16 protein-coding genes and 1 pseudogene are annotated in these 19,337 nt (G+C 63.7%); 5 read left to right on the top strand and 12 right to left on the bottom strand.

The window, feature by feature from the left end; all coding sequences use genetic code 11:
• The 4 genes and pseudogenes from EOS_RS02860 to EOS_RS02845 all read right to left on the bottom strand — a co-directional run.
• A pseudogene (locus EOS_RS02860) lies at positions 1 to 277 on the bottom strand (hypothetical protein); the annotation flags it as partial.
• Positions 274 to 1,275 carry an ABC transporter permease gene (locus EOS_RS02855; protein ID WP_047845094.1) on the bottom strand — a complete coding sequence of 334 codons (1,002 nt, stop codon included), beginning with the start codon at positions 1,273 to 1,275 and terminating at the stop codon, positions 274 to 276. The pseudogene EOS_RS02860 and the gene EOS_RS02855, both read right to left, overlap by 4 nt.
• On the bottom strand, positions 1,272 to 2,867 hold the full coding sequence (locus EOS_RS02850; protein WP_235442688.1) for a sugar ABC transporter ATP-binding protein: 1,596 nt from the start codon (positions 2,865 to 2,867) through the stop codon (positions 1,272 to 1,274). The genes EOS_RS02855 and EOS_RS02850 overlap by 4 nt, the downstream gene beginning before the upstream one ends.
• The gene (locus tag EOS_RS02845) at positions 2,855 to 3,832 is read right to left on the bottom strand and encodes an ABC transporter substrate-binding protein (RefSeq protein WP_047845093.1); all 978 of its coding nucleotides are present in this window, start codon (positions 3,830 to 3,832) and stop codon (positions 2,855 to 2,857) included. Before EOS_RS02845 ends, EOS_RS02850 begins: the two co-directional genes overlap by 13 nt.
• A 144-nt stretch (positions 3,833 to 3,976) precedes the next feature.
• On the opposite strand from EOS_RS02845, the gene EOS_RS02840 reads away from it, so the two are divergent.
• From EOS_RS02840 to EOS_RS02825, 4 genes are all read left to right on the top strand, one after another.
• Positions 3,977 to 4,228, top strand: a complete 252-nt coding sequence (locus EOS_RS02840; protein WP_235442687.1) for a hypothetical protein — start codon at positions 3,977 to 3,979, stop codon at positions 4,226 to 4,228.
• A 533-nt stretch (positions 4,229 to 4,761) separates the two neighbouring features.
• Positions 4,762 to 5,274 carry a DUF6622 family protein gene (locus EOS_RS02835; RefSeq protein WP_047845092.1) on the top strand — a complete coding sequence of 171 codons (513 nt, stop codon included), beginning with the start codon at positions 4,762 to 4,764 and terminating at the stop codon, positions 5,272 to 5,274.
• A 95-nt stretch (positions 5,275 to 5,369) separates the two neighbouring features.
• Positions 5,370 to 6,467, top strand: coding sequence for a sensor histidine kinase (locus tag EOS_RS02830; RefSeq protein ID WP_053063737.1), 1,098 nt, complete (start codon positions 5,370 to 5,372; stop codon positions 6,465 to 6,467).
• Positions 6,468 to 6,504: 37 nt separating this feature from the next.
• The gene (locus EOS_RS02825) at positions 6,505 to 7,323 is read left to right on the top strand and encodes a LytR/AlgR family response regulator transcription factor (protein ID WP_047845091.1); all 819 of its coding nucleotides are present in this window, start codon (positions 6,505 to 6,507) and stop codon (positions 7,321 to 7,323) included.
• Between the two features lie 28 nt (positions 7,324 to 7,351).
• Here EOS_RS02825 and EOS_RS02820 read toward each other — a convergent pair whose 3' ends face one another.
• From EOS_RS02820 to mdtD, 4 genes are all read right to left on the bottom strand, one after another.
• Complete coding sequence (locus tag EOS_RS02820; protein WP_053063736.1) at positions 7,352 to 8,740, bottom strand: ATP-grasp domain-containing protein; 1,389 nt, start codon at positions 8,738 to 8,740, stop codon at positions 7,352 to 7,354.
• A 101-nt stretch (positions 8,741 to 8,841) separates the two neighbouring features.
• Positions 8,842 to 10,650 (bottom strand): DUF3857 domain-containing transglutaminase family protein, encoded by a 1,809-nt coding sequence (locus EOS_RS02815; protein ID WP_047845090.1) that lies wholly within the window; start codon positions 10,648 to 10,650, stop codon positions 8,842 to 8,844.
• 307 nt (positions 10,651 to 10,957) lie between these two features.
• Complete coding sequence (locus EOS_RS02805; RefSeq protein WP_047845097.1) at positions 10,958 to 12,232, bottom strand: EAL domain-containing protein; 1,275 nt, start codon at positions 12,230 to 12,232, stop codon at positions 10,958 to 10,960.
• A gap of 272 nt (positions 12,233 to 12,504) precedes the next feature.
• Positions 12,505 to 13,953, bottom strand: coding sequence for a multidrug transporter subunit MdtD (mdtD, locus tag EOS_RS02800; RefSeq protein WP_075645276.1), 1,449 nt, complete (start codon positions 13,951 to 13,953; stop codon positions 12,505 to 12,507).
• A gap of 242 nt (positions 13,954 to 14,195) precedes the next feature.
• On the opposite strand from mdtD, the gene EOS_RS02795 reads away from it, so the two are divergent.
• On the top strand, positions 14,196 to 15,512 hold the full coding sequence (locus EOS_RS02795) for a CoA transferase (protein ID WP_082163200.1): 1,317 nt from the start codon (positions 14,196 to 14,198) through the stop codon (positions 15,510 to 15,512).
• Positions 15,513 to 15,525: 13 nt separating this feature from the next.
• On the opposite strand, the gene EOS_RS02790 is transcribed toward EOS_RS02795, so the two are convergent.
• The 4 genes from EOS_RS02790 to EOS_RS02775 form a co-directional block, all read right to left on the bottom strand.
• Positions 15,526 to 16,272: a GntR family transcriptional regulator gene (locus tag EOS_RS02790; RefSeq protein ID WP_047845087.1), complete on the bottom strand. Its 747-nt coding sequence runs from the start codon at positions 16,270 to 16,272 to the stop codon at positions 15,526 to 15,528.
• A 115-nt stretch (positions 16,273 to 16,387) separates the two neighbouring features.
• The gene (locus EOS_RS02785) at positions 16,388 to 16,969 is read right to left on the bottom strand and encodes a DinB family protein (protein WP_047845086.1); all 582 of its coding nucleotides are present in this window, start codon (positions 16,967 to 16,969) and stop codon (positions 16,388 to 16,390) included.
• Positions 16,970 to 17,130: 161 nt separating this feature from the next.
• Entirely contained in the window at positions 17,131 to 18,345 is a 1,215-nt protein-coding gene (locus EOS_RS02780) for an MFS transporter (protein WP_047845085.1), read from the bottom strand.
• A 194-nt stretch (positions 18,346 to 18,539) separates the two neighbouring features.
• The coding region (locus EOS_RS02775) for a LysR substrate-binding domain-containing protein (protein WP_047845084.1) at positions 18,540 to 19,337 on the bottom strand (798 nt) is incomplete at its 5' end.

Raw genomic sequence — 19,337 nt, 5'->3', positions numbered from 1 at the left:
CCAGGCCGCCCGCCACACCCAGCGGACTCGCCTTGGCAGCCGCGACGCTTGCCAGCGCGGCCACCGCGCCCACCGACAGATCGATGCCGCCAGTCATGATGACGAAGCACATGCCCAGCGACACCAGCGCGAACATCGCGTTGGTGCGGCACACGCTCATCACGTTGTACAGCGACAGGAAGTTGTCGTAGCGAATGGCGCCGAAGGCGATCAGGGCGACCAGCGCGATGGCGGCGCCGTGCTTGAAAAGACGTTCCAGGCGTGAGGCCTCCATCATGTCCTCCTTTGGGCTTGTTGCAGCCACACCGCCAGTGCGATGACGCCAGCCTTGACGACCAGCGCCGCGGCATCGGGCACGCCGTTGGCCAGCAGGGTGTAACGGATGAGCTGAATGGTCAGCGCGCCCAGCACGGTGCCCAGCAGGTGGGCCTGGCCACCGCCGAGGGAGCTGCCGCCCACCGCTACAGCGGCTATGGCATCGAGTTCAGTCCCCAGGCCGATCTGGTTGGCGTCACTGGCGGAATTGATGGCGATCACCACCAGTCCCGCGACGCCGGCACACAGTCCTGAGATCGCATACACGGCGAGCTTGATACGGCGCACCGGGAGACCCGCCATCACGGCGGCCCGCTCGTTGCCGCCGACGGCGAGCACGTAGCGGCCGAAGCGCGTGCGGCGCATGGCCCACAGGGCCGCGGCGACAATGGCCGCCATGACAAAGGCCTGGGTCGGGATGCCGAGCAGGGTACCCTGGCCGATCCATGCGAACTGCGGCACCGAAAAGGTCTGCAGGTTGCCGTCGACCAGCACCTGGGCGATGCCGCGCCCGGCGATGAACAGGATCAGCGTGGCGACGATGGGCTGGATGCCGAAACGCGACACCAGCCATCCGTTGAACAGCCCGAGCAGCCCCGCCGTGCCGATCGCCGCTACGATTGCGAGGGCCACGGCCAGGGCGGTGTTGCCGACAGGGACGACCTGCCCGAGGAAGGTCATCGGCGCTAGCACCCCGGAGATCGCCATCAGCGAGCCCACCGACAGGTCAATACCACCGGTGGCGATCACCAGATTCATGCCGACCGCCACGATGATGATCGTGCACACCTGGGTGAGGTTGATGTTCAGCGTCTGCAGCGACAGGAAGTACGGCGTGAGCACGATGTTGAGCGCCAGCAGCACGCCGAAGGCGGCCAGCGCGCCGTAGCGCGAGCACCAGGCGAGCCCGCCTCTGGTGCGGCCGCCGGTTGGCGCGAGGGTGGAGGAAACCTTCGTCATTGCGTTGTCCCTTCAGCAGAGGCCGGGCGACCGTGCGCCATCGCCTCCACGATAGCCGCGCGGCTGATGCCAGCGCCCTCGAGGTGCGCGACGCTCTGGCCGTCGCGCAGCACCACGATGCGGTCGGCGCCTTCCAGCAGTTCGTCCAGTTCGGAGGAGATCATCAGCACCGACTGGCCCTCGTCAACGAGGCCGCGGATCAGGCGCTGGATCTCCGCCTTGGCGCCGATGTCGATACCGCGCGTGGGCTCGTCGAGGATCAGCAGCCTGGGCTGCGTCGCGATCCAGCGCGCCAGCAGCACCTTTTGCTGGTTGCCACCGGAGAGCTCGCGGATTTTCTGCGCCGGCGAGCTGCACTTGATGCCAAGCTGCTCGATCAGCGTGCGCGCGAGCTCGCTCAGGCGCTGCTCGTCGAGCAGGCCGCCGCGCCCCATCTTCGCCAGCACGCAGATCGTGATGTTGTCGGCCACGCTCATCTCGGGGAAGATGCCCTCGACCTTGCGATCCTCGGTGCAAAAGCCCATGCCAGCGGCCACTGCGTCGGCAACGGCGTGCGGACGGTAGGGTGCGCCGCAGAACTGCATCGAGCCCTGAGCGGGGGCGTCGGCGCCGAACACGAGGCGCGCCGTCTCAGAGCGCCCGGACCCGAGCAGGCCGGCCATGCCGAGGATCTCGCCGCGGCGCAGCTCGAAGCTCACATCGCGCGCCAAGGCGTGGGCGCCGATCGACACTACGCGCAGCAGCGTGTCGCGCGGGCGGCCGCCCGCGCTGTGCGTAAAGGCCGTGGTCTTGCCGTGTGCACCGGTCATGTCGCGCCCCAGCATGTGCGAGACCAGATCCAGCTTGCCCAGGTCGCGGGCGTCTGCGCTATGCACCCAGTGCCCGTCACGCATGATCGTGATGCGATCGCTGATTGCATAGACCTCGTCGAGCTTGTGGCTGACGAAGATCACCGATACACCGTCCGCCTTGAGCTGACGGACCACGGTGAACAGGCGCTCCACCTCCTCGTCGTTGAGCGACGATGTGGGCTCGTCCATGATGACGAGCTTCGACGAAAAGCCAATCGCTCGCGCGATTGCGCTCATCTGTTGCACGGCGGTGCTGAACTGGCCCAGCGGCCGGCTCACGTCGATGTCGATGCCGAAGCGGCCGAGCAGCGCCTTCGCCTCTGCGCGCATGGCGCCCCAGTCGAGCAGGCCGCGCCGGCGCGGGGCGCGGCCCAGACAGATGTTCTCCGCCACCGACAACAGCGGCACGAGGTTGATCTCCTGGTAGATGGTGCTGATGCCGCGCCGCTGTGCCTCCTGCGGGGAATGCACCTCGAAGGGCTCGCCCAGGAAGCGCACGTCGCCGCCGTCGCGGCGGACATAGCCGCTCAGCGTCTTGATGAGCGTGGACTTGCCGGCGCCGTTCTGCCCCATCAGCGCGTGCACTTCGCCATGCCCAATGCGCAACTGCGCATCGGCCAGCGCCACCACGCCGGCGTAGCGCTTCTGCAGACCCCGGATCTCCAGCAGCGGCGCTGCACTGGCCGCACCATGCGCCGCCCCTTCATCGGCCGAGGGCGGGCGAGCAGTCAATACGCCCACGCCAGCGCTTCCTTGGCGTTCGACCGGTCGTAGAAGCGGTCGTCATTCTTGATGAAGCCCGGCAGGCTCTGGCCGGCCGCGTAAGCCGCCAGGGTCGCGAAGGCCTTGGGGCCGAACATCGGGTTGCATTCGCAGGAACAGCCGAGCTTGCCATCGAGGATTGCCTTCACGCCTTCCTTCTCGCCGTCGATGGAGACGAACAGCACATCCGTGCCCGGCTTGCGCCCAGCGGCTTCGAGGGCCGCGATGGCGCCCAGCGTCATCTCGTCGGCGTGGGTGTAGATGATGTTGGCCTCCGGGTGCGCCTGCAGCAGGGTCTGGGCGGTTTGGCGGCCCTTGTCGCGCGAGAAATCGCCGCTTTGCGACGCCACGATTTTGAACGTCGGGTGCTGCTTGATGACCTCGTCGAAGCCCTTCTTGCGGTCGTTCGCGGGCGAGGAGCCGACGGTGCCCTCGATCTCCAGAATGGTGGTCTTGTCGCCGGCGTTGGCGACCAGCCATTGCGCGACGCGGCGGCCTTCCTCGACGAAGTCCGAGCCGATGAACGTCACGTAATCCTCACCCGGCTTGACCATCGCATGGTCCACGTCCCGATCGAGCAGGATGACCGGGATGCCCGCCTTCTTTGCGTTCATCACGGCGGGCACCAGGGGCTTGTCCTCGCGGGGCGTGAGAAAGATCAGGTCGACCCGCTGCGCGATCATCGAATTCACATCCGCGGCCTGTTTGGCGGCGGAGCCGGCCGCATCGGTATAGACGAGCTGATGGCCCAGTCTGGCTGCCTCGTCACGCATGCTCCTGGTCTGCGCGATTCGCCAGGGGTTGTTGCTTTCGCTTTGCGCAAAGCCGACCCGGTATTTGTCCTTCTTCGCCAGTGTGGGCAGCGCGGCCAGCGCGTGCAGCGGCAGCCAGCCGGCGGCGGCAAGTCCGGCGGCAACGAGTAACTTTCGGCGGGTCAACTCCATGCGTGTCTCCTGTTTTGGTATGCGAGAGCGAACTAGCGGATGTGTGCGTTCAGCCAGTAACCAGCATAAATTGGTTATTTATATTTATAAATTAGGGTAAGTACTCAAGAAAAAAGCATTCCATCGAGGCTGACGCGGGGTGCCGTGGCAGGCGCGGTTCTGCTCGCGTCCTTCGGCTTTTTCGCGCCGGCGCATGCCGAGCCCCTCGTCACGGGGCCACTCAGCATCAACGGGTCGCTTGCCGTCCTCGGGCTGGTGGCCATCGATGACTCGCTGATGGTGCCCGGTGACATCCATGCCCGCGGTCCGATCACGGCGATCTGGATTGAACGGATTCTTCCGGACGATTGCGCCGTACGCAGGCGCTGGGGGATAACGCGTTTCAGGGCCCGCTGATCGTGCACGGCAATCTGGAAACGCATGGCCGATCACTGTTGGCTGCCCCAGCTGTGCCGTCGGGCGTGTGGATGCGCAGGGCCCGATTAGCGGGCACCGTTGAACGCGTGTCGGGCGAGATGTCTGAAGGTCTGTAGCACTCGGCAGGTTGTCGCTCGTGCGGCAACCTGCGCTCCAGCCGCCTGCTATCGAAATGGGTTGTTTCCAGACGAGTGTGAGTCGAACGAGCGCAATAGACTCGAAACTTGCCGTCGCTTCCACAATTCTTCGACAGCTCGTTTCGGGTCGACTTCGGCTGTTTGACGTCGGACCGGTTTCGGCTCGCGTCAGTCGGCCGGGGGTGTCCTTACGATCGTCGCGTCTGGGTCTTGATTGACCATAAGGCCTAATTGGTTGCGCTGCCGGTTCGCGCCGCACCCACGGCATTTCACGACGCAACGTGCCCTTCCGTCGCAAACCGATGGCAACGCGCGAGGCCAACCCCGACCATGAGCATCATCGACATCTCCCCCTGACGGATAAGGAAGATCACCATGCTCAACGGCATTCTTCAGCACACACCGCACTGGGTCTGGGGCGCACTCGCCGTCCTGGTTTCCCTCGGCATCAAGCAAACCCTCCCCCGACGCAGGACGCTGTGCTTCGCCACGGCCGTTCCCATCGCGATGACCGCGCTGTCCTTTTACGGCGTCATGTCAGTCTTCGCTCAGCAGTCCATCGCGCTCGCCGCGTGGGCTGCGGCGGTGCTCGCGGCTGTTGCGTTGTCGCACGCCGTGGGCGTCGGGAGCAAGGCCCGCCGGCTTGCTTCCGAGGAGCGTTTGCTCGTGCCTGGAAGCTGGGTCCCGATGATGCTGATCCTCGGCCTGTTCGTCATCCGGTTCGGCGCCAACATCATGCTGGCGATTCATCCCGATCTGGGCATGGACACGCTGTTCGCGATATCGGTGAGTTTTGCGTATGGCGCCTTTAGCGGCGTCTTCCTCGCGCGCGGCCTTGCGATGTGGCGCATCGCCCGGCAGGCCCAACTGCCGAGCATGGCTTATTGAGCGCACCGGGCGCACTATATGCGCCACGTCAGCTCTTTCATGCAACGCAGGAACCCGCAGCCATCAACCTGCTAGACAAGTTCAGCACACACCGCATGCCCCACTTCCAAGACATCCTGAAGCGGCTATGGCTCGAACTGAGGATCTTCGTCCCGGTATCGATGGCTAGTGCCTTGTTCTACTACTCGATGTACAGCGATTCGTTCGCCACCAACCTGATCTATTCGCTTTGCAGCACGCTGTTCATCCAGGGTTTGATCGAGATAGGCCGCTATAGCCTGGCCTACCGGATGCGCAAGCGTTCCCCCGATAACCTCGACGCACAGCGCAACTGGCCCGGCTGGGGGTTGATGATTCCCTGGATCGTTGTATCGGGGGTGGTGGGTTACGTGGCTGGCCGCGAGCTCGGCGACCTGCTGACCGGCGTGCATCGCGCACCGGCCACGATCACCGAGAACCCGCGTGCGTTGTTGCTGAGCATGACCGGCGTGTTCGTCTTGTCGGTGGGCATCACCTATTTCTTTTATTCCCGCGGGCGCATGGCAGCGATTGAAACGCGTGCCGAAGCCGCCATGCGAAGCGCCGCGGAGAGCCAGCTCAAGCTGCTGGAGTCGCAACTTGAACCGCACATGCTGTTCAACACGCTGGCCAATTTGCGTGTGTTGATCGCTCAGGACCCGCCGCGCGCCCAGGCCATGCTCGACCGGCTGATTGCGTTCCTGCGCGCCACGCTGGACGCCTCACGGTCGGGATCGGGATCACATTCGCTGTCCGCCGAGTTTGCTCGTATCGGCGATTATCTTGAGTTGATGCAGACTCGCATGGGAACGCGCTTGAACAGGCGGCTCGATCTGCCGGACGACCTCGCCGGGTTGCCCGTGCCGCCGCTGTTGCTGCAACCGCTGGTAGAAAACGCGATCAAGCATGGACTTGAACCGACGGTCGCAGGCGGCTGGATCAGGGTGGCGGCGCAGCGTGAAGGCAGCATGCTCGTGCTCAGTGTCCGCGATACGGGGGCGGGCATCGGCGGTGCGGGTCTTGGTGTCTTGCCGCCCGGCGGCTCCCAATTTGGCATACAGCAGGTTCGTGAACGGCTCGCCGCGCTTTACGGCAAGGCCGCCACGCTCGAACTTATCGCCGCGAGCGACGGCGAGGGCGGTACCCTGGCTATCGTGCGTCTTCCTGTATCTTGATCTGCTGATCCCGACCGCTGAACACTCCGTACCGATCATGAAAGCTACCGTGCTGATTGCCGAAGATGAAGCTTTGCTGGCCGCAGACCTGCAGGCCCAGCTGACTCGCTTGTGGCCCGGCTTGCGTTGTGTCGCGAGCGTAGCCGACGGTGAAGCCGCGGTCGAGCGAGCGCTGGTGTTGCAACCCGACGTGCTGTTCCTCGATATCCGCATGCCCGGCATGACGGGGCTCGAGGTCGCGCAGGCGCTTGCCGAAGACTGGCCGGACTTGGGGAAACCGTTCCCGTTGCTGGTGTTCGTGACCGCTTACGATCAATACGCGCTGCATGCTTTTGAGCACGCTGCGGTCGACTATGTATTGAAGCCCGTGCAGCCTGATCGCCTCGAAAAAACCTGCGCGCGTCTACAAGCCGCGTTGCGGCAGCGGGCGCAATCGCAGGCAGCGGAACCGTCGTTGGAAGCTGCCATCCACACATTGCGCGAGCTCTTGCATGCCGATGCAGCGAGGCCACCGGGCGTTCCGGCGGCTAGCCCGTTGCGAGTGATCCAGGCGAGTGTTGGCAACACCATCACCATGGTGCCTATAACGGACGTGCTTTACTTCGAAGCCGCCGATAAATACGTGCGGCTCGTCACCGCCGAACGTGAACACCTGATCAGGATCTCGCTGCGTGAACTGCAATTGCAGCTTGATCCGGAGTGCTTCTGGCAGATTCATCGGAGCACGATCGTACGTTGCGATGCCATTGCCACTGCAATACGCGACGACGCCGGCAAACTCACGCTGACACTGCGCGGCCACCCTGACAGGCTGAGCGTGAGCCGCCTTTACGCCGACCGGTTCCGGGGTCTTTAGCTTGGGGCGACATCGAGCGTGGCCTTGTTCAGCTGCTCGTCCGGCGCGTCAGCATGTGCTCGAACGCATCGACGATATGTTGCACGTGAGGGTTCTTATGAGCCAGCACGCCGTTACCGCGCTCGTAATGCGCCAGCATGGTCGCGTTCGCTTCGAACACGAAGACCTGACCGTCAGGCAGAAGCGTGAAGTCGATTCCGCCGTAGTCCAGATCAAGCCGCTGACCGATAGCCGTAACGGCATTCATCGCACGCTCGCCGAGCGCTGTGAGCGGGTCCTGCAGGAAGCGCAGCTCCTCGTCGAGTTTCCACGCGTGGCTTTCCATATCGGCGGAAAAATAATGTGCGATCCAGTGCGGCGAGACCACCAGATGATAGGGAAACGGCTCACGGTCCACGTAGATCACGCGGTACTTGCGGTAGAAACCATCCGCTGAGCGGCAATCGCGAAACGCCGTCAGGTACTGCGCGCCTTCTTGCGTCGATAACCGGTTTTCGAGCGTATCGATGGTGTCGCATAGAACCAGGCCGTCGCCACCGTGGGCAGCGACGGGCCGGGCCAGCAGTGGAAACGTGATGGCGTGATCGGTCAGTAGCGTGCCAAGCGAGGCAGAAGGCGCTTCGTAGCGCACGCACGGTGCGCTCGACACATCATCGAGGCCGTCAAGCAGGGCGGGCAGCAGATGCCGCGAAGTCCTGGCGATTGCTGCGGACGAGTTGAGCCAAGGCCGCGCGCAGCGCGACTCGAAACGCGCGAGCCTCGCCCCAAGCGGCGCTGCAATATCCGGATCGCCGATCGCGTTGAAGACTACATCGAAGGCGGGAAGCCGCGTGTCTTCGTCGTCGGCGGCATAGTCGATCGCGTACTTGATACGGCGGTTTCTCGTGCCTGGCAACAAGGCCTCGAATGGCACGTTGCCTGTGCTTCGAGCCGCACACAGGATCAGGACGGAGCGCGTCGAGCCCGCTGTTTCCTCAACAAAAACCCGCTGGATCCGATACGCGCGTTCGCGATAAACATCGGCGAGTGCTGCGCGTCCTTCGCTCGCATGGATCGCGGCAAGGTTCTGGCATGCAACGGCAACGTCCGGATCGAGCGTCAGCACGAGCTCGTACCAGCGTGCGGCGAGCTCGTGATCTCCCTTCATGAAATAACCGGTGGCGACGTCGCACAAGCCAGCGACGCGGGCGTCCGGTGAGCCCGAGGCGTACGCGTCGAGCGTGTGCGCGGCGATCAGATGGGCCAGCGCGCCGAGTTCATCGCCGGCGCTGCGGCTTGCATCGGCGAGCGTGCGATGAACCGATGGATCCAGCGAGGCGCTCGCCTCTACTCCATCACTCCGCGCAGCGGGGTTGTCCTCGGATTCTCGGGTCATGGGCTGGCCGTGCGCATCGGGGCGCTCCGTCAATGCGAACAAGGGCTAGCTCCGCAGCTTAGCGACCTCGCCCGACATTCCGGTTACAGCCGCAGGATGTAGACGTTACGAAAACTTACGCGCCGTCGATCAAACGGAGCCCGTCACGGCTCCATCGCCTTGACGACGAGCTGCGCTTGCGTGTCTCGTTCGATCCGCTTCAACACCGGCTGCATGGCGGCAAAGTCCGCAGGCGAACATACCTGCTTGCCGAAGTTCGCCCTTAGGTGACGCTCTGCCTGAAGCAGGTTCGTGGCGGGATCGAAGACATAACGCGATGAATAATCGAAAAACGCATTCGTGAAACTCGCGTCGGTCGGCACGTCGGTGACTCGAATCGTCTTTGGCAATGCGATTTGCGCGACTTCATCGAAAGTGCCGCCGGTGCACATGAACGGTTGGGTCCGCACGCGTTCAGACAGCAGGTTTTCAACCTGTGAAGCGATCCCACCGGACAGGCTCGTGAGCGCGGCCAGGGCGGTCGTGCCCGTTGGCCAGACGACATCGTCCAGGGTCCCGGTGATCGTGGTGGTCAGGGGGCCGGTCGTAGCGTCCAGGTCGCTCGCGCTCAGCGTCGGGATACCACGCAGGCCTGTCGCCCGAAGGCGGTTATCGGCGATCTGCTTGCGGCGCTCCGTCGTCGCGTGCTGCAGATTCGCACGCTCGGGGCCGACGCTCCACCCGCCGTCTTCCACTTGATCGGCGAAAGCGGCCGAGCCGTCTGGCGCAACATCGATCTGCAAGCGCGACGTGCGCGAGCGCGCCTCGGTAGCGGGCGTGCGTGCAAGCGTGCCGTCGCTGACCAGCAGCGTCGGACGGTCCATGTCCGCGAGCGGCAGATAGCCGAATTCGATACTCAATGCCGTCGAGTCGGCATACATGCCCAGCCCCGGCAGCCATGTGATGACGTGATTGATCGCGCTGCCGCCATAGCCGGGTACCGATGGCAGTGTGTAGACCGCTCCAAGGCTGATCAACGCGGGTTCGTTCTCGATGCCGACCGCCGCAAGCAGGGCGCCGTAGAGCGCGACGTAGTCCTTGCAGTCACCATAGCGGTTGGCGAGGATATTGGTGGCCCGGTGGGGAATCGCGGGGCTTTGGCCGAGGAACAGCGACACGTAGCGGATGTTGTGCCGAACCCAGTCGTAGAGCGTGGCCGCTTTCGCCCGTGCATCGGTCTCGTTGCGCGTGAGCGACTGCGCGAGAGTGAGCACGGCCGGATCGTTCGCGCTTGGATCAATGGTCCCGTCCCGATAGCTCGCGGCAAAGCTGCGGTAGTCCGGAAACGTCGACACCATCAGCCGGTCGCCGTACTGCGCATAACCCACCGCGCCAGCTTCCACACGATCGTAATGGGCGCGGCTGTAGTCGAATTCGTAGCGGGTACGGCCGCCTTGCGTCACCGGCGGCACGGCCACATAACCGCGTGCGTCGGCGTAGAGCGGTTTGTCGGCGGGCAAATCGAAGATCAACCGCTGGTTTTCCACCGGTCCACGGCTGGGTTCGACGAAATAATCGAACTGCCCGGCGATAACCGGCTTCGACTGAGTCTTGTGAAACCGCAGATGCACGATCGATCCGGTGCCCACGCCCGGAAACACCACCGCTTTCAGGCGTGAGTCCTCGAATGTGGGCGCACCGGCCGAACGCGGTTCCTGGATCTCGCGAATCTGATCGGGCGTCACGACGTGCTTGATGCCGTCAGGGCCGAGCGAGTAGGCATCGGTGATGTCGATGGTTGAGGTGGATTTATCGAACCAGATATAACGCTGCGCGATGTCGGCGACGCCTGCGGGCGTGTTCGCGCGCAAGGTCGTTTCATCGTCCTCCGTCAGCGAGCCGTCTTCTGCCACGACGAAGGTATGGACGTCGCTGACGAGTGTGGATGGCTGCGCGGTTTCGATGTTGTCCATGCCGAATGCAGGCGATCCGGGCCACGCCAGCAACGCAGCAAGCAGCAAACAACGTTTTACATCCAACGATCTCGAACGCATGGAGAGCGGTTTTTACCTGCTGGGTCAACGGCCTATCGTATCGCATGGACGCCGGTCGCAGCGGCTTGTGCCACAGCGCGCGCACTCGCGCTGCCCATGATTCTCTCAGCGGGGTAGGTGGACGTGGATGTATCGAGGGATTTCGTGGACGGGTACGCGGTGCTCAGCAAGCCGTTTCAGATCGATGATCTCGCGCGTACCGTGAAGGCTGTTTTGATGCGCTATCTCAGCGCCGTTGCGATGTCACGTCCCAGTTGATATCGACGCATAGCACTTGCAGGCCGCGCGGTGTTTGCGCGGCTATCGACGCCGTTACGCACAAGTGCGCCTCGTTGATCGACAGATACGGCGCGGTCAGATGCACCCGGTCCGGCGTGCGCAATGCTTCGATGAAATACGGCCGTCGTTCCCAGCTCGCGCCTTCCGAATGCAACAGCGGCCGGAAACGCTTGGCACGCTGCGATGCGCGCACGACGGGCAACACGTTGTCGCCGATCTGCCGGCCGGACGCATCGAGTAGAAAGCAGCGCGCCGTTTCGTGAAGCTGCAACAGCGTGCGGGTGGCATCGGCGAGCGTCTCGCCTTCGATCAGACGCGCCGCGGCCGTTTCCAGTGCGCCGACATACGGCGCCAGCCGTGCCGACTGCGTGCGTTCACGCGCGGCCACGCGTTCGCGTGAGGCCGCGGACAGCGCGTCCAGCACGCCTTGCGCGGCTTGCGGTTTCACGGCTTCCACGCTCGGCCCCGCGAAATACGCGCCCTGCACGAAATCGACGTTGCATTCGAGCGCGATCAGCGCGTCGCGCTCCGTACTCAGCCCGCCCATCAACACCAGCTGACCGGACTCGTGCAGCAGGGAAACGAGGCCCGGCAACACCCGTTCGATGTGCGAATGTTCGCTCGCCTGCTGCAGGATGCAGCGGTCGAGCGTCACGATATCCGGCCGCAGATGCCACACGCGGTCGATGTTCGAATGCTTCACGCCAAAGCCGTCCAGCGCGATGAGAAAGCCCGACTTGCGCAATGAATCGATGATTTCAGCAAAGCGCGTTGTCTCGCCGCCGGCTTGCTCGGGCACCTCGAGCACCACGCGCTGCGGCGGAAGACCGATATTTTTCAGCGACGCCAGCAGGGCGTCGCCGTAGCTTGTGTCCATCAACGCGGCCGGATGGAGGCTGAGGAACAGCCATTCGTCGTCGCTATCGAAGGAGAAGAAGTTGCCCAGATGCAGCGATTCAGCCAGCCGGCCGAGTTCGAGCAGATCGCCGCGCCGCGCGGCCTGCGTGAAGACTTCATGCGATGGGACTTGGCGGCCGGAATCGTCGCGGGCGCGCAGCGATGCGTGATAACCGATTGCGCGACGGTGAGACACCGAGAACACGGGCTGGAACACGCTGAACACCGTGTATTCGCCATACAGGACAGTGCGCCGCGAGCCGTCATCGCCCGCGACGGGACGGGGGGGCTGAAAGCGGGGAGGGTCGAGATCAACCATGCTCAGGGTCATATTGGCAGGCGTTCGAACGCGGCTCGAGTGGGAGTAAACATCGGGAAAGAACTAGTTTACAGGATAGGGCCACTTCGGGAGGAGCAAGAAATATGCGCATTTGTCAGTATTTCGAGATATTCCCGCCGGAACTGGGCCGGACTGGGGCCGGGCTCCAGGTCCGGCTTTCATCGCCACGAAGCCGCAATGCCGTGTGCACTTCCTTAGTGCAGCGCGCACGGCGTTGAGACTCGCCACGGGCTGATGTGGACGTTGACAGCGAACGTTCAATGCGCTTCCGACGGATCGGTTTTCGTGCCCTTCACGGCACGGATCTCAGGCGCGAGCTGTGCGAAGATCCACGCTGATGCAGCCGTAATGATGCCAACACAGAGGAAAGTCGCGTGAAAGGCGGGCAGCGAATTCGTCTCGGTGACACGAGGCAGGATGCCGGTGAAAGTCGCGAGTACCGCGCCGGCGATCGTGACGCCGAGACTCATCGAGAGCATCTGCACGAGCGAGAACAAGCTATTGCCGCTGCTGGCGCCACCGGTTCCGAGGTCTTTTAGCGTGAGCGTGTTCATCGCGGTGAACTGGATGGAGTTGACGCCGCCGAAGAGCGCCAGTTGCACGAGCCGCAGCCACAGTGGCTGGCCGGCGCTGGTCAGCGAAAAGCTGGCCATGGTCAGGCCGACGAGCACGGTGTTGATGACCAATACCCGCCGGTACCCGTGCGCCATGATCCAACGGGTCACGATGCGCTTGGACACCATGCCGGCCGCGGCCACGGGCAGCATCATGAGTCCGGCTTCGAAGGCGGAATAGCCGAGGCTGATTTGCAGAAGCAGCGGCAGCAGATACGGCATGGCGCCGCTGCCGATGCGCGCGAACAGGTTTCCGAGCAAGCCGACGCTGAACGTATGGATCTTGAAGAGGTCGAGCGAAAAGATGGGCTGGGGCACGCGCACGGCGTGCAGCCCGTAGGCCACGAAACACCCGAAGCTCAGCACGAGCAGCACCAGCACGATGGCGTGTTGAAGGCCGAGATCGGCGAGGCCATCGAGTGAGATGGTGAGCGCGACCATGCCGACGGCGAGCAACAGATAACCGGTGAGATCGAAGGGCGCGGTGGCAGGGTTGCGGCTATCGGGCATGAAGAGCCGGGTAGCGATACAGCCGATGACCCCCACCGGCACATTGATCAGGAAGATCCAGTGCCATGAAGCGATCTGCACGATCCAGCCGCCGAGCGTCGGTCCGATCAGCGGGCCGATCAATCCGGGGATAGCGACAAACGACAGCGCGGGCAGGTAACGTTCGGCGGGGAACACACGCAGCACGGCGAGCCTGCCGACTGGCAAGAGCATCGCGCCGCCTACCCCTTGCACCACGCGATAGATGACGAGCTGGGTGAGTGTATGGGCGTTGGCGCAGAGCAGCGATCCAATGGTGAAGATCAGGATGGCGCTGAAAAAGACGTGACGGGTGCCGAATTTATCGGCGAGCCACCCGGAGAAGGGGATAACCGTTGCCATGGTCAGCGAGTACGCGATCACAACGCCTTGCATGCGCAGCGGCGCTTCGCCGAGGCTTCGGGCCATAGCGGGCAGGGCTGTGTTGACGATGGTTGAATCGAGCGTCTGCATGAAGAAGCCGGTGGCGACGAGCCACAGCATGATCGTGAGCGCTTGGGGGGAGGGAGTGGATGTAACGTTCGAGCGGATTGTCTCGGGCATGAAGGTCGCCGGCGGGAGGAGTGGGGTGATTTTACGTGGATGTGCCGGCGGATTGCGTGCCGATATTGGCGACGGAAACTGATCGCAGCCGCGGCGGTCCATACAATCGGTGGCGAACCTGTGGACCACGATTGATTCGAGCAGAGCCTGAACAAGCATCGAGGAGGAGCATCGCCGTGAAACCTGTCGAAGAACTTTGGCGCTTGGCGCAAGGAGACCCTGAGGCGCTCAAACACCTCACGATGACCGGTGATGAACGGCAACTGCCGTCGGTATATCGGGTGAGTGCGTTGGCGGCGGCGAGCGTGGGGGCGTCGGCGCTGGCGGCAGCGGAGTGTTTCAGGCATCGCACCGGCCAGATGCAGCAAGTCGATCTCGACACCCGCCGTGCAACGATCGCATTTCGCAGCGAGCGCTATTTGCGCATCGATGCCGACAAAGCGCCGGAGCTGCGCGATCCGCTGATGGGTTTCTACGAGACCCGCGACGGCCGGTGGATCCAGCTTCATACGAACTTCAAGCATCATCGCGATGGCGTGATCAAGCTGCTTGGCTGCACGAACGATCACGCCGGCGTCACGCAGGCCATCCGCAGCTGGAGCGGCGCAACGCTCGACGAGGCGCTCGCCAATGCCGGCTTATGCGCCGCGCTGATCCGAACGCCCGAGCAATGGGCGCTCATGCCGCAGGCCCAGGCAGTCGCGGAAACGCCGCTACTGGAAATCGTAAAACTCGACGATGCCCCGCCGGAACCGATAGGCCAAGGCGATCCGCCACGCCCGCTATCGAACGTCCGCGTGCTCGACCTGAGCCGCATCATCGCGGGTCCGGTGGCTGGGCGCACGCTTGCCCAGCATGGCGCCGATGTCCTGCTGATCAACGGCCCGCACCTGCCGAACATTCCGCCGCTGGTCATCGATAACGGCCGCGGCAAACGCTCGGCTACGCTCGATCTTCGCGAAGAAAACGGCCGCGACTCACTGCGCGCGCTATTAAAAGACGCCGATGTACTCCTGCAGGGCTATCGCCCCGGCGCACTGGCCGCGCGCGGATTCGGCCCCGAAGAAGCGGCACGTCTGCGCCCAGGTATCGTGTACGTGTCGATCTCGGCTTATGGCCACAAAGGTCCCTGGTCGCAACGGCGGGGCTTCGACAGCCTGGTGCAATCGGCGAGTGGTATCGCGTGGACGGAAGCGCAAGCGGCTGGCCAGACACAGCCTCGCCACTTACCCTGTCAGGCACTCGATCACGCCACCGGTTATCTCGCGGCATTCGGCGCGATGATCGCGTTGCAACGACGCGCCACGGAAGGCGGAAGCTGGCATGTGCGCGTAGCGCTGGCGCGGACCGGGCACTGGCTGCAATCGATGGGTCTGGTCGAAGACGGTCAGCAAGTGCGCGATCCGCAACTCGACGACGTGCGCGACATGCTGCAAACCATCGACTCGCCGTTCGGTTCGCTCACGTGCACGCAGCCGCCTGAACAGATGTCGCTGACACCGCCGTTCTGGCGCTCGCCGCCGATGCCTATCGGGGCGGATCAGCCGGTGTGGCGCTGACTGCTTGCTCGATTTACTTGCGCAATTCCGCCACGAAATCGTAGTAGTCGTTGCGGCAATAGGTATCGGTGAGTTCGATCGGGCGCTGGTCGGCCGTATAACCCACGCGCGTGATCAGCAGCAGCGCGTCATGCGGCGCAATGCCCATTTGCGCGGCGATCTCATCGCTCGCGTTCACCGCGCGAAAATGCTGCAGGGCTCGCACGATCGACAGATTGCGCTGTTCCAGGAAGCTATAAAGCGAATCGCCGACAGCCTGCGGGTCCGGAATCAGCGCTGCCGGAAAGGTCGAGTTCTCAACGGCCATCACAATGCCATCGGCCGTGCGCAAGCGCCGCAAGCGTGTCACGGCAGCCGCGGGCGACAACCCGAGTTGAATCACTTCATCGCGATTCGCGGGCTCGATCACGCGCGAGAGCCACTTCGAGCCGGGGGTAAAACCGCGTCTGCGCAGCATTTCGCTGAAGCTCGACAGCCGCGACAGGGGATCTTCATAGCGTGGTGTGATGAATGAACCGGCGCCTTGCGTGCGGCGAATGAGCCCTTGTTCGACGAGCAACGCGATTGCTTTGCGCGACGTGATCCGCGATACCCCGAGCGCCTCCGACAACACGCGTTCCGAGGGCAGCGCTTCGCCTGCGGCCCATCGGTTGTCGTGGATCGCGTTGCCGAGCTTGCGGGCGAGCTGAAGATAAAGCGGGGTGTCACTGTCCGGGTCCGGGCGCAAATCGCGCCAGCGGTCTTCCGATGTCGAGTTCATAGAGCGCAGAAGTGGGGACCAAGGGCCGATTCTAAGACAAGCGGCGCGGTGACGGGGATTGAATGAGACGCGGCACGGATCGGCACGGATCGGGGGAGGTTGCCGATTGCTTCGTTTAGCCCCAGACAGCCGCTTCGCTCAGGCCCATTTCGGCGAGGTCGGCGGCGCGCAGCTCTGCGTCGATATCGCAGAAAAATTCGTCGAGCTGGGGCGGTGCGACCGGTGTTCCGGCAAGCATGGCATGCACTTGCCCACGATGATGGATCTGATGCTGGAACACATGTTCGAGCAGCCGCGTCCGCGTTTCCTGCTGTTTTGCGCGTGGACGCAGAAGGCTCACTTGGCGCGCGAGGGTGTCGTCGTTGAGGTGAGCGCAGTAATCGATGAGCCGCCGGTCCGCCAGCCGTTGCTCGCGCTGCAGCTCGGCGCAGGTCTCGAAGGGTTCTTCCGGATCGAAGAAAGACATGATCTCGGGATGGGGTGGCTCGTTGCGCTGCTCGCGTTCGAGTGCATCGATATAAAGCCAGTCGACGGTCAGATTGTGATTGAGCGTTGCTTTGATCGAAGGAAAGAAACTCGTCCGATGCGCGACGAAATCCGGCTGGCTCAGCAACGCGCAGGCCTTCAACAGGCGATGGTTCGACCATGCGTTGTTATAGGCCATGCTGAGGAAATGGCGGGAGAGCTGATTGGACATGGTCGACGGACTTATGAAACGGGACGATTTCCCATCGAAATTATGGCATGGGCGAGCGCCGGCTAATGCCTCACTGTCTCTCATCTATCAGCGCGCACAAAGCAAAACGTCCGCCGAAGCGGACGTTTTTCATCGACTCGGCCCAACACCCTCAAGCACCCTCAAGCCGTAGCCGCACCACCGAGCCCGCGCCCCGCGCGCATATACAGCGCGACAGTCAGCGCCACGCCCGCCGCGGACGCCACCGCCGCGAACAGATACACCGAGCTGAATCCAAACTCGCCCGCGACATACCCGGCCAGCGGCCCCGTCACGCCAAGCGACAAATCGAGGAACACCGAATACGCCGACAATGCCGCGCCACGGCTGGCCGGCGGCACGAGCCCGACCGCTTCCACGCCAAGCGCCGGGAAGATCAGCGCAAAGCCGAACCCGGTCAGCGCCGCGCCGGCAAGCGCGAAGGCGGGATCAGCGGCGAGCCAGAGCATCAGCAAGCCGACGCACTCGAACGCAAACGACACGATCGCCACGCGAAAACCGCCGAACACCTTGATGGTGTTCGCGAACAAGAGCCGCGAGCCGACGAACATCGTGCCGAACACGGTCAGCGAAAGCGCTGCGTCGGGCCAGTTATGCGCGGCATAGAAAAGCGTGATGAACGTGGCGATCGACCCAAATCCCGCCGATCCGAGCGCCAGGCCCATGCCGTGCGGCAGCACGCGAAAGAACACGCTGCGATACGACATGCGCTCGCCATGCACGATCGGCACCGCCGCCATGCGCGTAGCAAGCCAGTACCCAAGGCCGCCGAGCGCAATCACGAACGCCCCCAGCGATGCAAAACCGAGCGAGCGTTCCATCGCCACGCCAAGCGGTGCGCCGATAGCGAGCGCGCCATACGTGGCAATGCCGTTCCACGAGATCACGCGCCCACTGCTGCTGGGTCCAACCCGCCCGATACCCCAGGTGATCGCACCGGTTCCGACCCAGCTTTCGCCGAAGCCGAGCACAAGGCGGCCCACGATCAGCAGCGCAAGACTCACCGAATGCCATTGCGACGCAAGTGCCGCGCTAAGCAGCAGCACGCCGCTGATCGCGCAGGCAGTCAGCCCATACAGCACGGTCTGTTTCGGTCCGAGGCTGTCCGCGGTGCGCCCGGCGAGCGGGCGCGAGACGAGTGTCGCGAAGTACTGGACGCTGATTGCCACGCCTGCCATCACCGATCCGTAGGCGAGATCCGTATGCACGAAACCAGGTAGCACCGCGAGCGGAATGCCGATGGTCAGGTAGCAAATGAACGTGAACGCGACGACCGCGACGATCCGCCCGGTGATGGCTAGATCGGCACGTCGGGACAACGGGGCTTCGGTGGACATTGGGGTTAGTGCGGGGTTGATATCTCGGAAGAAGCGTGATTCTCCCATAGGTTGAGGCGAGCCGTGGCCGGCCGGACGCTTTTTCAGGATGCGCAGAATAGCGCCGAGGCTTATCGGGAAAGGGTTTTCGGGATTTTGCAGTGCGGCAGAAGAATGTGTAACTTGGCCGCACCAGGCTGTGCGGCGAGAAGCTTTTACCGGTTTTTCTCGCCTGCGGGCTGCCCGGTCAATTCCCTGGAGACATCGGCCATCAGCGTTTGCAGCCACGCCAGATCGGTCGGGCGGCTGACCTCGGGCAAGGACATCAGGTAACTCTCGATAGGCGGAAACTCGATCGGCGACTCCATCACGATGAGTGGCAGCAACTCGGCGTAATGCAGTGCGAAGCGCCGCGTGGCGGTGAAAATCAGGTCCGATTGCAGCAGCACTTGCGGCACGAGCCCGAAGTACGGAATGGTCGTGACAATGCGCCGCCGGATGCCGGCGCCCGCCAGGCCGATATCGATGGGATGACGCTTCGCGCCGCTATACGTGGTGGGCGCGAGATGCGCGGCGAGCGCATAGCGTGCCGGCGTCAGCGGTTCGCGAGCAAGTGGATGGCCACGGCGCATGAGGCAGACGAAACTGTCGGTGAAGAGATCGTGGCGCGCAAAACGCGACTCGGGATTCTCCCAGTTGCCGATGACCAGATCGAGATCGCCTTCATCGAGCGCGCGTTCGTGGTCGAGCGTCGGCGTCAGCGACTCGATCTCCAGCCGCGCGTTCGGCGCGGCGACGCGGAACGCGCGGATCAGCGTCGGCATGAAAAAGTCGTTCAGATAATCGGGCGCGGCGACCCGGAACGTGCGCCGCGACGTAGCGGGATCGAAGTTGCCGTGCGGCGTGGAGACGAATTCGACCTCGCGCAACGCTCGCTGCACGGCCGGCAGCAGCGACGCGCCGTACTCGGTCGGCACCATGCCCTGCTTGCCGCGCACGAGAATGGGGTCGCG

Source organism: Caballeronia mineralivorans PML1(12) (assembly GCF_001028175.1).
GTDB classification, from domain to species: domain Bacteria; phylum Pseudomonadota; class Gammaproteobacteria; order Burkholderiales; family Burkholderiaceae; genus Caballeronia; species Caballeronia mineralivorans.
This window is presented reverse-complemented; position numbering and strand designations above follow the sequence as displayed.

Excerpts from the sequence above, each read along its gene's own strand:
- EOS_RS02845 (WP_047845093.1), bottom strand. The coding sequence starts at position 3,832 with ATGGAGTTGACCCGCCGAAAGTTACTCGTTGCCGCCGGACTTGCCGCC.
- mdtD (WP_075645276.1), bottom strand. The coding sequence starts at position 13,953 with ATGCCCGAGACAATCCGCTCGAACGTTACATCCACTCCCTCCCCCCAA.
- EOS_RS02780 (WP_047845085.1), bottom strand. The coding sequence starts at position 18,345 with ATGTCCACCGAAGCCCCGTTGTCCCGACGTGCCGATCTAGCCATCACC.
- EOS_RS02825 (WP_047845091.1), top strand. The coding sequence starts at position 6,505 with ATGAAAGCTACCGTGCTGATTGCCGAAGATGAAGCTTTGCTGGCCGCA.
- EOS_RS02830 (WP_053063737.1), top strand. The coding sequence starts at position 5,370 with ATGCCCCACTTCCAAGACATCCTGAAGCGGCTATGGCTCGAACTGAGG.
- EOS_RS02855 (WP_047845094.1), bottom strand. The coding sequence starts at position 1,275 with ATGACGAAGGTTTCCTCCACCCTCGCGCCAACCGGCGGCCGCACCAGA.
- EOS_RS02790 (WP_047845087.1), bottom strand. The coding sequence starts at position 16,272 with ATGAACTCGACATCGGAAGACCGCTGGCGCGATTTGCGCCCGGACCCG.
- EOS_RS02815 (WP_047845090.1), bottom strand. The coding sequence starts at position 10,650 with ATGGACAACATCGAAACCGCGCAGCCATCCACACTCGTCAGCGACGTC.
- EOS_RS02795 (WP_082163200.1), top strand. The coding sequence starts at position 14,196 with ATGACCGGTGATGAACGGCAACTGCCGTCGGTATATCGGGTGAGTGCG.
- EOS_RS02835 (WP_047845092.1), top strand. The coding sequence starts at position 4,762 with ATGCTCAACGGCATTCTTCAGCACACACCGCACTGGGTCTGGGGCGCA.
- EOS_RS02785 (WP_047845086.1), bottom strand. The coding sequence starts at position 16,969 with ATGTCCAATCAGCTCTCCCGCCATTTCCTCAGCATGGCCTATAACAAC.